Origin of the sequence: Paludicola sp. MB14-C6 (assembly GCF_030908625.1) — a bacterium.
Taxonomy (GTDB): Bacteria; Bacillota; Clostridia; order Oscillospirales; family Ruminococcaceae; genus Paludihabitans.
This window is the reverse complement of record NZ_CP133133.1, coordinates 1783701-1797050: the sequence shown is the minus strand read 5'-3', so window position 1 is coordinate 1797050 and position 13350 is coordinate 1783701. Positions and strand designations below refer to the sequence as shown.

10 protein-coding genes are annotated in these 13350 nt (G+C 37.0%); 4 read left to right on the top strand and 6 right to left on the bottom strand.

Annotated features, from left to right (window positions below):
* Nucleotides 1–82: 82 nt before the first annotated feature.
* From RBG61_RS08665 to pth, 6 genes are all read right to left on the bottom strand, one after another.
* Nucleotides 83–493, bottom strand: a complete 411-nt coding sequence (locus RBG61_RS08665; protein ID WP_307942684.1) for an endonuclease domain-containing protein — start codon at nucleotides 491–493, stop codon at nucleotides 83–85.
* 216 nt (nucleotides 494–709) lie between these two features.
* A complete protein-coding gene (locus RBG61_RS08660; protein WP_307942681.1) occupies nucleotides 710–1672 on the bottom strand; it encodes a type I phosphomannose isomerase catalytic subunit in 963 nt (320 codons plus the stop codon).
* A 683-nt stretch (nucleotides 1673–2355) separates the two neighbouring features.
* Complete coding sequence (locus tag RBG61_RS08655; protein ID WP_307942679.1) at nucleotides 2356–3636, bottom strand: Ig-like domain-containing protein; 1281 nt, start codon at nucleotides 3634–3636, stop codon at nucleotides 2356–2358.
* A gap of 640 nt (nucleotides 3637–4276) precedes the next feature.
* Nucleotides 4277–4633, bottom strand: coding sequence for an endonuclease domain-containing protein (locus RBG61_RS08650; RefSeq protein WP_307942677.1), 357 nt, complete (start codon nucleotides 4631–4633; stop codon nucleotides 4277–4279).
* Between the two features lie 139 nt (nucleotides 4634–4772).
* Entirely contained in the window at nucleotides 4773–8222 is a 3450-nt protein-coding gene (gene mfd, locus RBG61_RS08645; RefSeq protein WP_307942675.1) for a transcription-repair coupling factor, read from the bottom strand.
* A 36-nt stretch (nucleotides 8223–8258) separates the two neighbouring features.
* Nucleotides 8259–8855 carry an aminoacyl-tRNA hydrolase gene (gene pth / locus RBG61_RS08640; RefSeq protein ID WP_307942674.1) on the bottom strand — a complete coding sequence of 199 codons (597 nt, stop codon included), beginning with the start codon at nucleotides 8853–8855 and terminating at the stop codon, nucleotides 8259–8261.
* A gap of 313 nt (nucleotides 8856–9168) precedes the next feature.
* On the opposite strand from pth, the gene RBG61_RS08635 reads away from it, so the two are divergent.
* From RBG61_RS08635 to argS, 4 genes are all read left to right on the top strand, one after another.
* Nucleotides 9169–10251 carry a D-alanine--D-alanine ligase family protein gene (locus RBG61_RS08635; protein ID WP_307942673.1) on the top strand — a complete coding sequence of 361 codons (1083 nt, stop codon included), beginning with the start codon at nucleotides 9169–9171 and terminating at the stop codon, nucleotides 10249–10251.
* A gap of 6 nt (nucleotides 10252–10257) precedes the next feature.
* Nucleotides 10258–11073 (top strand): glutamate racemase, encoded by an 816-nt coding sequence (murI, locus tag RBG61_RS08630; protein WP_307942671.1) that lies wholly within the window; start codon nucleotides 10258–10260, stop codon nucleotides 11071–11073.
* Nucleotides 11074–11189: 116 nt separating this feature from the next.
* On the top strand, nucleotides 11190–11612 hold the full coding sequence (locus tag RBG61_RS08625) for a DUF1934 domain-containing protein (protein ID WP_307942669.1): 423 nt from the start codon (nucleotides 11190–11192) through the stop codon (nucleotides 11610–11612).
* Nucleotides 11613–11643: 31 nt separating this feature from the next.
* Nucleotides 11644–13338 carry an arginine--tRNA ligase gene (gene argS / locus RBG61_RS08620; RefSeq protein ID WP_307942667.1) on the top strand — a complete coding sequence of 565 codons (1695 nt, stop codon included), beginning with the start codon at nucleotides 11644–11646 and terminating at the stop codon, nucleotides 13336–13338.
* Nucleotides 13339–13350 lie beyond the last annotated feature (12 nt).

Here is a 13350-nt window from a genome sequence, read left to right as displayed (position 1 = left end):
TTCGAATCCCCCTTGCTAAAGGGGGACACCGTCCGTAGACGGAGGGGGATTTTTGGTTTATATCGTATTTTTAAGTGCGGCGTTATTTTATCCCACCACCGCAAGCGGTCCCCCTCCCTTTTTCAAGGGAGGCAAGATTATTTCCACGTTTTTTGATAATATAGTCAATCTTACCACAAACACTATAAAAATTATTATCGACTTCATGATTATTAAAGCGAATAACCTCTATATCATAAGTATTCAAAATATGTGTTCGCTGAATATCATATTGAATTGCATCTTGTGTAAAATGTTGTGTGCCATCGATTTCTATTGCTAATTTTAACTTAGCGCAGTAAAAATCAACAATATAATTACATATTATTTTTTGGCGGAGAAAGCGAATAGGTAATTGATTCAAATAATTGTACCATAACCTTTTTTCTTGAGGTGTCATTCCCTTTCGGAGTTCTTTTGCTCTTGGTGTCAATTTAGGGTTATGTTTTCTCATATAGTTCGCCCTCTTTTGAAGTTAAATCTTACACCTGTAACTTTATCTCATTTGCCTTCAAGCTGTTTCGATTATGGGCGACCACATAGAATCACCCTACGATAAAATTTTAATTGGTGTGATATAACCATCCCACCACCGCAAGCGGTTCCCCTCCCTTTTTCAAGGGAGGCAAGGCTTAATCCCCCTTGCTAAAGACGGAGGGAGATTCTCCCTTTACACCATTGTTAAAACAACATTTGCTTTGCCTTGTAATGTATAGTTACCATAATTAGCAGGTAAAAATACGCTATCGCCTTTTTGCAGCGTAATCGTACCGTTTTCGCTTGATAATACCAAAGTTCCCTCTAAGCAAAGTACAGATTGGAAAGAAGTGTTGTCCACATTAAAATCTGCTTTTAATTCAATGTCCAATGCATATACAGTAAAATATTCACAAGTAGATAGTAATGTTTTTGTATAACCATCATATTTCTCTGTTTTACCTTGTGGAGTTGTTGGTTTAGTTGGTGGGCATAAATTTGTTACATCAATCGCCTTATCAACATGTAGTTCACGAGGTTTGCCGTCAACGCCTACTCTACCGTAATCGTAAATACGATAAGTAGTGTTAGAGTTTTGTTGAATTTCAGCAATTAAAATGCCACTGCCGATTGCGTGAAGTGTTCCGGCATCAATAAAGAATACATCGCCCTTTTTCACTTCAACTTTATTACATACCTCTAATAAGGTATTGTTTTCAATTCTTTGTTTAAATTCCTCTTTTGAAATATCATGTTTGAAGCCGTAAAGCAAGCTTGCTCCTTCTTCACAATCCACGATATACCACATTTCCGTTTTTCCATATTCCCCTTCAACACGTAATGCATATTCGTTTTCAGGGTGAACTTGTACGGAAAGGTTGTCCTTTGCATCAATTAGCTTAATTAGAATCGGAAAGTTTTCAAAGCGATCACAATTCGTTCCTAATACAGCTTTCCCATTTTGCTCGATATATTCAACCAATGTTTTCCCAGCATATTCGCCGTTTGCTATGATGGAGTTACCGTCTTTATGACAAGATAGTTCCCAGCTTTCAGCTACCTTTTGTAAATCAGTTTGTTTATTATAATCAGTTTTTAGCTTTGTTCCGCCCCAAATATAGTCTTTTAATGGCGCAGTTAGCTTTAATGGATACATTTTATTTTCCCTCACTTTTCGTTATCGCAAGCGCATTTTTCTCTTACCTGTACGCTTTATTTCTCATGTTATCATTATAACCAAAACACGATAAAAACGCAATCATTGTTTTGTGTTTTGAAGAAGAAAAATAAGAGGTTCACCAAAATAATCCCCCTCCGTCTGCCGACGGTTTCCCCCTTTGACAAGGGGGATTAGGGTTTCTTTCTTGGCTCCCTCTCCGAGGGAGCTGGCAGCGTTAGCTGACTGAGGGAGTCGTTTCCCCACCAATTTATTGTTCGCTATCCAATCCCCCTCCGTCTGCCGACGGTTTCCCCTTTTCAAAATACTCTATCCGTCACCTTCGGTGCCACCTTCCTCTAAGAGGAAGGCAAAAAAGGCGCCCTCCTAGAGGGAGCTGGCAGCGTTAGCTGACTGAGGGAGTCGATTCCCCACTTATTTTTGTTCGCTATCCAATCCCCCTCCATCTGCGGACGGTTTCCCCTTTTCAAAATACTCTATCCGTCACCTTCGGTGCCACCTTCCTCAAAGAGGAAGGCAAAAAAGGCGCCCTCCTAGAGGGAGCTGGCAGCGTTAGCTGACTGAGGGAGTCGATTCTCATAGAGACATGAAAAGAGCAAGCACGATTGTGCTTGCTCTTAAACATTCACTTAAAACTTAGTTTCGTTTATTGAAATTTATTCTTAGAATAAGTTTGCAAATAAGCTATCACCAGTTTGTGGGTTCTTAGATGGTTTGCTTGGAGCTACAGGAGCAGCAGCTTTAACTGTTACTACACATTTAGCAGTTTGTTCGCCAACTTTAACTGTAATTGTAGCTGTACCAGCTTTAACACCAGTTACAACGCCATCTTTAACTGTAGCGATTGCAGCGTCAGAAGTAGACCATTCAACTTTATCATTTGAGTTTGATGGGTCAATTGTTGCTTTTAGAGTTAGAGTTTTAGCAACTTCTAAATCAGCAGCAGCTTTATCTAAAGTAACTTTAGTTGCTTTAATAGCACCAACTACATTAACTTGGATTTTATCAGAAACATTACCAGCAGTAGTAGCAACAACAATTACTGAACCAGCGCCTACACCAGTGATTTCACCAGTCTTTGTATCAATTGTAGCAACTTCTTTAGTTTTCTCAGTTTCGTTTTCTATTACCCAAGTGATTACTTTACCAGCATTTGCATTTGCTGGATTATAAGTTACAGTAGGAGCTTTAGCTTTTTGACCAGCAACAACATCCATAGAAGCTGGAAGAGAAATAGTTTTAACATTTTCAGCTTTAACAACGTTAAGAACGCCAACAGCAGCTAATTCTGCAGGTTTACCGTCTTTACCAGTGAAAGTTAATTTAACTTTAGCATTGTAAGCACCAGCGGCTGTAGCATCAGTTGCTGTGAATGTTCCATTAGTAGCCATACCAGCAACAGAAGCGTCCCATGTAGCAACTACAGGGATATTAGTGTTTGATGGAGAAACAACATACTCAAATTTTGCTTCTTTTTCAGCATATGTTGTTGCAACAACTGTTTTTGATTCTTTAACAGTTACACTTGTTGGGTAAACATCAGCAGCAATTTCAATAGCAGTAGTAGCTTTTAAGCCATTAGCTGCAATTGTTACGTTAGCTTTACCTAATTTTGTTCCAACTGGAATTACGATTTTACCAGCATCATCACCACTGAGACAAGTTAGTGTCGCAGCATCTGGAACAACTAATTGGTTATCAGATGTTACTTTAAATTCAACACCTTCTAATTTTAGATCTTTACCGTCTGCACCTGTTGCTTTAGCTACGATAGTAACATCTTCACCAGCTGTTGCTGCAGAAACACCGATTGCATAACTAGCTTTGTCAACTTTTAAAGTTGAAATAGCTAGAGGATTTGTTGCAGCAGCAAAAACTGCAGGAATAGCAATGCCTACGCATAGGCAAACAGCTAAAAGGGTTGCAAGGATTTTCTTTTTCATGTTTTGATTACCTCTTCTTTCATCATACATTTACATAACGTATGTAATTATGTCTCAATAATACCATACATTTTTAACCAATGCAAGTACATTATAAAAATATTAGCAAATAATATCTTTATTATGCTTTTATAACCAAAAGACAAAAAACATCGTTATGCATCTTAAAAACGATACGGCATTACCAAACACGATTGAGCGAAGCACTTCGCTATCCGAGTTCTAATCTATTTCTAGTGAACTTTTTAAGCTTATTACTTAACTTAATTACACTTGTTATGCCCTCTATCCAAACCTTTGGTTCGGACTACCATAAACATATCATTAATTTACCAATTAATCAAGCCCTATTTTCCATTTTTTAATTAAAATTTTGTCATCAAGGTTACAGTTTCCTCTTGTTTTTGTAATAATTAGCCATTAAGTATATGTTATGGTTTTTATTTTTTAGTAAATGTATTAGTATATTACCAATAAAGTTACCAAAAAAAAATTACGAACACTTGTATTGTGTCCGTAATTGATATATTTATTCAATTAATTTGGAAATTATGTGAGAACGACCTCTCCACCGCTGTAGCGGTTCCCCTCTCCTAAAGGAGAGGCTTTTTTAGGCTCGCCCTTGGGAGAGCTGGCAGCGTTAGCTGTCTGAGAGGGTAATTAACGAATTTATTTTTTCGCATACAACTTCAAATTGTTCTTCCACTTCTTGATTGGTAAACCGTATTACGGTTATACCTAAATTTGATAATATTGCTGTTCTTTCTTTATCATAATCCATTGCCATTTCAGTAAAATGCTGGCTACCATCTAGTTCAATAACGAGCTTTGCTTTATCACAATAAAAATCTACAATATAATTTCCTATCACTTTTTGTTTATACACTTTGACTGATAAACCTCGTAAAAAATCATACCACAAATGATGCTCTTGCTTTGTCATTTCTTTTCTTAATTGTTTTGCTCTTACAACCAGCTTTTTATTATAGTCATACATTTTTATCACCTATTAGCAAAGATTTTGCATATTCAACCTCTCCACCGCTGCAGCGGTTCCCCTCTCCTAAAGGAGAGGCAAAAACGGCTCTCCCTTGGGAGAGCTGTTGAGCAAAGCGAAACTGAGAGGGTACTCCTCTTTATCCTAATGCATCAACGCATTCTCTTAATATTGCAACGGCATCTACCTTTTGCCCACGGATTGGTTTTACCACAATATATGGACGGTTACCCGCATTTACCATAACTCTGCCTTTGATTCCTTCAATCAGCTTTTGCGCAATATCCATATCCAATTTATTCGGGTACAATAATAGCCCTTGCGGTTTCTCGTTGATCTCTTCAAAGCCATATGTTGCAAGCGTATTCCTTAATAATGCAACATCAATCAAGCTTAACGCTGCTTTTGGTGGCTCGCCGAAACGGTCGATTAACTCGTCTATTACATCTAGGCTATCTTCTTTTGTTTTAATCGTCGCAATTTTACGGTAAATATCAATACGCTGTGAAGTATCATCAATATATTCTTCCGGAATATGTGCATCCAAACGAAGGTCGATTAAACATTCATGCGTTTGTACTTGTTTTTGTTCACCTTTCTTTTCAGCAATTGCTTCGCTTAATAAACGTAGATACATATCGTAACCAACCGCTTCCATATGTCCATGCTGTTTTGCACCCAAGATACTACCCGCTCCTCGAATTTCAAGGTCACGCATAGCAATACGAAAGCCCGACCCAAACTTTGTAAATTCCCGTATTGCACTCAATCGTTTATTTGCAATTTCGGTTAACACTTTTCCTCTTGTAAAAGTAAAATAAGCAAACGCACGACGGTTAGATCGACCTACTCGACCACGTAATTGGTATAGTTGGGATAATCCCATATGATCTGCATTTTCAATAATCAGCGTATTACAGTTTGCAACGTCAACACCTGTTTCAATAATGGTTGTGCAAACCAATATATCAATTTCGTGCTCTAAAAGCTGACGCCAAATTTCAGTAATTTCTTTCTCTTCCATTCGCCCATGAGCAACAGCAATTCGTGCTTCGGGTACCTCTGCTTGTATTTTAGAAGCACAAAGCTCAATCGAATCTATCTTATTATGAATATAATATACCTGTCCACCACGACGAAGTTCCTTTTTAATCGCATCACCCAAGATACTCATATCATGCTCCAATACATAAGATTGTACGGGATGACGGTCTTGTGGTGCTTGCTCTATTGTTGACATATCACGAATACCCGAAATCGCCATATTCAAGGTTCTTGGAATTGGTGTTGCTGAAAGGTTCAACATATCTACATTCGTAAACATCTCTTTGAATCGTTCTTTATGGCGAACACCGAAACGCTGCTCCTCATCGACAATTGCAAGCCCTAAATCATGAAATTCAATATCCTTTTGCACCAAACGATGTGTTCCGATTATAATATCAATTCTTCCATCTTTCAGCTTTTGCAATATCTCTTTTTGCTGCTTCGGAGTACGAAAACGTGAAAGTACCTCTATATTAATCGGAAAGCTCTCGAACCGTTTTGTGAATGATTGATAATGCTGCCATGCTAAAATCGTTGTAGGGCATAAAATAGCCGCTTGCTTATTATCCATAACACATTTAAAGCAAGCTCTCATTGCTACTTCTGTTTTACCAAATCCAACATCACCGCATAATACACGATCCATTGGAACGGGGCGTTCCATATCTGCTTTGATTTCTTCAATGCAACGGAGCTGATCGTCTGTTTCTGTATAAGGGAAATGCTGCTCAAAATCCTTTTGCCATTCGGTATCTTCGCTAAAAGCATATCCTTTTGCCTGCATCCGACGTGCGTATAAAAGAATCAGCTCATCCGCCATATCCTCTACAGCTTTTTTTACACGAGAACGTGTTTTTTGCCACTCGGTAGAATGTAGCTTATTCAGCTTTACCTTGCCATCATCTTTTGGCCCGATATATTTCGATACTAAATCTAATTGCGTTACCGGAACATATAGCGTATCTGCACCCGCATAGCTGATTTTAATATAGTCTTTTACAATGCCTTGCATTTCCAGCTTGTGAATACCCTCAAACACACCAATACCATGAGAAACATGAACAACTAAATCGCCTTTTTCCAAATCGGTTAAGCTGCGAATTTGCTTTCCTTTTTTAAAGCGTTCACTTCGTTTCTTGGAATCAGCTTGTCTTCCTGTGGTGATGATATTTACCTTAATATCAGGATATTCCATACCGGAAGACAAAGTATTTGCAACTACTGTTATTTTGTTATAGGCAATTTGATCGCTATCAGTTACATATTGAGCAGGCATATCAAGCTGTTGCAAATCTTGTGCTAATGCCATTGCAGCTTTGCTCGTTCCAGCTAATACAACTACGGCATACCCTTGCTCAAGTAATGGTGCGGTATCTTCACATAATAACTTCAGTTCACCACCAAAGCTACTGGTTTGAATTGGATTAATAGATAATAGGCTTGCAAACTTTACATCATTGTTGGTATGTGCGAATGTATCAAGATATGCGGTAGGAATTTTATCTAGTCGATTCATGACATAAGGCAATGTTTGATTTAAGTTGCAAAGCGGCTTAGACATCTCGCCTTCTTCTAATAATAGCTTAATATCCTCTTGATATTGCCATAAATATGTTTTGCATCGCTCTTTCATTGAAGAATATTCACTTACAAAACAAATGGGATCTTGTAAGTAATCAAAAATAGTGGCTGGCGTATCATATGCCAAACACAAATATTTATCATAGGAATTGAGTAGTATTCTAGAACGAAGGTGATCTAAGTCTTTGCCAAATACCTCTTTTGCCTTTTGCAGTTTTGTTTTTGCAATCAAGGCTTCGATTTTATTGGCAAGGTCGTCCATACTATCAAATAATACTTCATTGGCAGGGGTAATCGAAACGATATCTACCCGCTCGGTACGGCGCTGCGTTTCAATATCGAAAAATGCCATAGTATCTACTTGGTCGCCCCAAAATTCAATACGAACAGGGAATGCATAATTCGGTGGAAATACATCTAATATGCCGCCTCTTACGCAAAACTGACATACGCCTTCTACTTGCGGTTTGTTTTCATATCCCGAACGAACCAGCTTTTGTACTAGCTCATCTAATACATAGTTTCCCTCTAGTCGAATTTGAAAGCTGCGTTCTTTTAAATAACTTGGCGGAATGGTATGCTGTAAAACCGCTTCAATTGATGCAACGGCTACCCTGCATTCCCCTGACAGCAATCTGGATAAAACGCCCAAACGAATTTGCTCGTATTCTCTTGATGCAGTTTCAACTTGACGTAATGCGAAATCACGAGTGGGATATAGATATGCAATCGTATCCCCTTGCATTGCGTTAATGTCTTCTACAAGTACACGTGCAGAAAGCTCATCATGCGTTATGATGAGCGTTTGTTTTTTTAATGTGTCTTGTGTGGAATAAATAAAATGTGCTTTGTGAATTTGGCTTAGCCCTACAACTAATGTAGGATTTTTACCCGACTCTAAGTTACTGACAAGCGACTTAAACTGCTCAAGTTCACTTGCAATATGGCGGTAAAGCTTCATTATGTTATCTCCTGTTACGGTTTTATGTCTTTTCTATTATGCGTTATATTGATTCATTGCAACATCTATTTTATCTTCAATAATATAAGATGCTATTTCAGGTACACTATTGTATGCCGCTTGCATTTGGCTTTGCTCTTCTTTTGTGAAATTTGATAACACCCAATCAGCTAAATCATAATCCGGATGCGGTTTTTTCCCAACGCCTAGCTTAATGCGTGGAAAGTTGTCCCCTCCTGTTAAATATATGATACTCTTTATTCCGTTATGACCTCCATCGCTGCCTTTCCGACGGATTCGAATTTTGGATGGTTCTAATGAAATATCATCATATATAACAATTACATTCTCAATTGGTACTTTATAAAAATTCATTGCCTCTACTACTGCTTGCCCGCTATTGTTCATATATGTGGTTGGTTTCATCAGCAAACATTTATGCCCCGAAATAGTAGCTTGCGCAATCATAGATTTGAATTTCAATTTAATTAATGGTGCATTGTATTCTTCACCAATTTTATCTACTGCATGAAAACCTGCATTATGGCGAGTGTTTTCATATTTTTTATCGGGATTCCCTAATCCAACGATCAAATATTCTATGGAAGATGATTTATCCTTATTAAAAAGCATTTTATTTGTCCTTTCACAATAACTTTTTTATCAATATGTTATTTCTGTATGTGGTATTGGGGGTAAATAGGACGATACTCCCCATTTACCCCTAATATAGTATAGGTAAATAGTAACATTTTCGAAACAGGGTTGTCAATTATATTTTAACTGTTCTCATAATATATATGTATAGGATTGGGATTTAATTTGGTTTGGTTTTTTTAACAAATAATTTTTCCCAAATTCATATTTCAATGCGTATTTTCATTGCGAATCGAAAAAAAACGTGGTATAGTAATAATAATTACATTATGATAGGAGTAGTACGCATATGTCCGATAATAACAGCCATTCCTCAAACAAATTAAACCTGGGTATCATTTTTGGTGGCGCATCAAGTGAATACGATGTTTCCCTGATGTCTGCGACTTCCGTTTTAAAAAATATAGATTCTGAAAAGTATAATATATATAAAATTGGAATTACCAAAGAGGGTGTTTCTTTCCTTTATAATGGAGAGATTGAAGAAATTCAAAAAAACAACTGGCAAGGCGCTCATTGTGTGCCTTGTGTAATCAGTCCTGATCGCTCTCATCATGGTATTATTGTGTTAGGCGATTCAACTAAAATCATTCGCTTAGATGTTATATTCCCTGTATTACATGGTAAAAATGGTGAAGACGGAACCTTTCAAGGCTTAATGGCTCTTGCTAACATTCCTTACGTTGGTTGCGATACACTTTCTTCTGCTTGCTGTATGGATAAAGCTGTTACCAAAACTATTTTTGACAATGCAAAAATCAATAATGCAAAATGGGAATGTGTTTTACAATATCAATATAATAAAGACCAAGAAGCTTGTTTCCGACGTATTGAAGAAAATTTAGGTTATCCTTGCTTTGTGAAACCTGCTAATGCTGGTTCATCTGTTGGTATTACCAAAGCTACTGACCGTTCTTCTTTGATCAAAGCTTTTGAACTTGCCTTTATTCACGATAAAAAAGTGGTAATTGAACAAAATATTAAAGGAAAAGAAATCGAATGTGCCGTTTTAGGCAATGAAGCCCCAATCGCATCTGTATTGGGGGAGATTGTTCCTTGTAACGATTTTTATGATTATGATGCAAAATATCTTGCAAATAAAACTGTTACACATATTCCTGCTCGTATTGACGCATCCGTTGCAGAAACAATCAAAAGCATTGCAATTCAAGCTTATTTAGCATTGGGCTGCGAAGGGTTCTCTCGAGTAGATTTCTTTTTAACTGAAAACAACGAAATTATTCTAAATGAAATCAATACAATTCCGGGATTCACTTCAATCAGTATGTATCCTCAGCTATTTGCTGCAAGCGGAATTCCTTATACAAAACTGATTGACCGTTTAATTGAACTTGCTCTAGAAAGGAAATAACCTCATATGGATAACCGTCCCATTGGTATATTCGATTCCGGACTCGGCGGATTAACTGCTGTTTCGGAATTAAAAAAGATTATGCCAAATGAAAACATCATTTATTTTGGTGATACCGGTCGAGTACCATATGGTACTCGTAGTAAAGAAACCATTCAAAAATATACAAAACAAGACATTCGCTTTTTATTAAGCAAAGATGTGAAATATATAATTGTAGCTTGTGGAACAATAAGTTCTGTCATTTCTGATGAAATTGTTGCTGGGCTCCCTGTTTCCTATACAGGCGTTCCCATTCCAGCGGTAAAAGCTGCTGCAAAAGCAACAAAATCAGGAAGAATCGGTGTAATCGGTACTCCTGCTACCATTCGAAGCGGTGCGTATGAACGTGCACTTGGAAACATTAACAATCAATTTTCTGTTCATGCCAATGCTTGCCCTTTATTTGTTCCTTTAGTTGAAAGCGGATTTACCAATCCCGACAACGAAGTTACCATTTTAGTGGCACGTCAATATCTTGCTCCACTCATTGAAGCAAATATTGATACTTTAATTCTAGGATGTACTCACTATCCAATTATAAAGGATATTATTCAGTCTGTTATGGGCGAACATGTTCGGTTAATTGATTCCGGACAGGAAGCCGCTCGATATGCTTTTAAATTTTTAGCGAAACAAAACATGCTCAACGATGCTAAAGTAATAGCTACCAGTGAATATTATATCAGCGATACAGTTGAACATTTTGCAACAAATGCAACTGCAATTTTAAAAGAGCCTGTTGTCGGCCATGTCGAGAAAATTGACATTGAAAGCTATTAACAATTGTTTTATGCTAATTTTATTAGAATAATGACTGTGTTTTTCAATCTAATTCGTATGAGTAAAAGCAAAGTCTGATCAAATTCAAGCACTTTGCAAAAAGGATGATCACATATATGAAAAAAAACGTATTTATAAAAATAAAAGGTATACAGCAAATTGAGGACGATCAAGACGTAACGGAATTGTTCACCCAAGGTTTATTGTATAAAAAAAATAATAATTATTATATTACTTATGATGAATCCGAAACAACGGGATATGAAGGCAGCACAACCACATTGAAAGTTGAAGGAAACGATAAAGTTACTTTGATGCGAAGCGGAAATGTAAAATCACATTTGATAATCGAAAACGGAACACGTAATGTTGGCCATTACGGAACCAATGAAGGTAGTTTAATGGTTGGTGTTTATACAAAGCAAATGGACTCCAATCTCAACGAAAATGGTGGAGATATCTATTTTCGCTATGCCCTTGATATCAACTCAACTCTCATAAGTGAAAATGAAGTATTTATTAATGTAAAATCTGATTAAAAATAGACTAAAAATAAGGAGTTAAAAAAGAATGAAACTTGTCAACCCCGTATCTGATGCAACAAAAGAATTGCGTGAGGTTATATTAGCCGCTCTTGGAAGAGCTGTTGCGAACAACGAACTTTCAAATGAACCTATTCCAGCTTTTAATATTGAAATTCCTGCTGATAAGAATAATGGCGATTTTGCAACTAACGTCGCTATGGTATCTGCTAGAGCTTTTAAATTACCACCAAGAAAAATTGCAGAAATTATTGCGAACGCAATGGTGTTAGAAGGAACCAGCTTCGAAAGAGTAGAGGTTGCCGGTCCAGGATTTATCAACGTATTTTTAAGCCGCAGTTGGTTTTCCAACGTTGTTTCTTCTATTGATGAAAACAAAGATGATTATGGAAAAACAAGCTATGGCGAAAACAAAAAGGTATTAGTTGAATTTGTTTCTGCAAATCCTACCGGACCAATGCACATTGGCAATGCGCGCGGTGGTGCAATCGGTGATGGATTAGCCTCTGTTTTAGATTGGGCTGGCTATGATGTAAAAAGAGAATTCTATGTAAATGATGCGGGTAACCAAATTAACAAATTTGCTATCTCTTTAGAAACAAGATATCTACAGCTTTATCTAAATGATATTGAAATGCCAGAAGATGCATATCAAGGCGAAGATATTATCAACCATGCTAAAGCATTTGCGGCAATTCATGGTGATAAATTCGTTGATGTTTCATCTGAAGAGCGCAAAGATGCTTTGGTTGCTTATGCACTTCCTTTAAATATCAAAGGCTTACATGATGATTTATTAAAATATCGTATTGAATATGATAATTGGTTCTTAGAATCTACTCTTCATAAAAATGATGAAGTAAGCAAAGTAGTTGCTCTTTTAAAAGAAAAAGGTCACACATACGAATCAGAAGGTGCAACTTGGTTTAAAGCAACCGAGTTTGGCGCAGATAAAGATTTTGTATTGGTACGCTCCAATGGCGTTCCAACTTATGTTGTACCAGATATAGCTTATCATTACAATAAATTGGTTACTCGTGGGTTTGATAAAGCAATTGACGTTTTAGGCGCAGATCATCACGGATATGTTCCAAGACTGAAAGCTGCTTTGCAAGCACTCGACATTGATCCATCCAGATTGGATGTTGTTTTAATGCAAATGGTTCGTTTGGTTCGTGGAAGCGAAATTATCAAAGCAAGCAAGCGTTCCGGTAAAGCGATTACATTGGTTACTTTATTAGATGAAGTTCCAATTGATGCTGCAAGATTCCATTTCAACCTAAGAGAAGCAAATTCTCATTTTGACTTTGACTTAGATTTAGCAGTAGAACAATCTTCTCAAAATCCGGTTTACTACGTTCAATATGCACATGCTAGAATTTGCAGCATATTATTGAATTTAGGAGCAGAAGGAATTACCCCTAAAGCTGCAAAAGAATGTAACCTTGATTTATTAAATGCTGCAGAAGAAGTTGAGCTTATTCGCCATCTTTCTATTTTCCCTAATGAAATAATCGAAGCATCAAAATCATATGACCCACCAAGAATTACTCGTTATGCAATTGACCTTGCTACTTTATTTCATAAGTTTTATAACGCTTGCAGAGTAAAATCTGATGATAAAGAGCTGATGTATGCAAGACTTGCACTTTGCATGGCAGTTAAAACCACAATTAAAAATGTATTAACCCTTTTGAAAATTGACGCACCAACATCTATGTAATTAGTAAGCCTT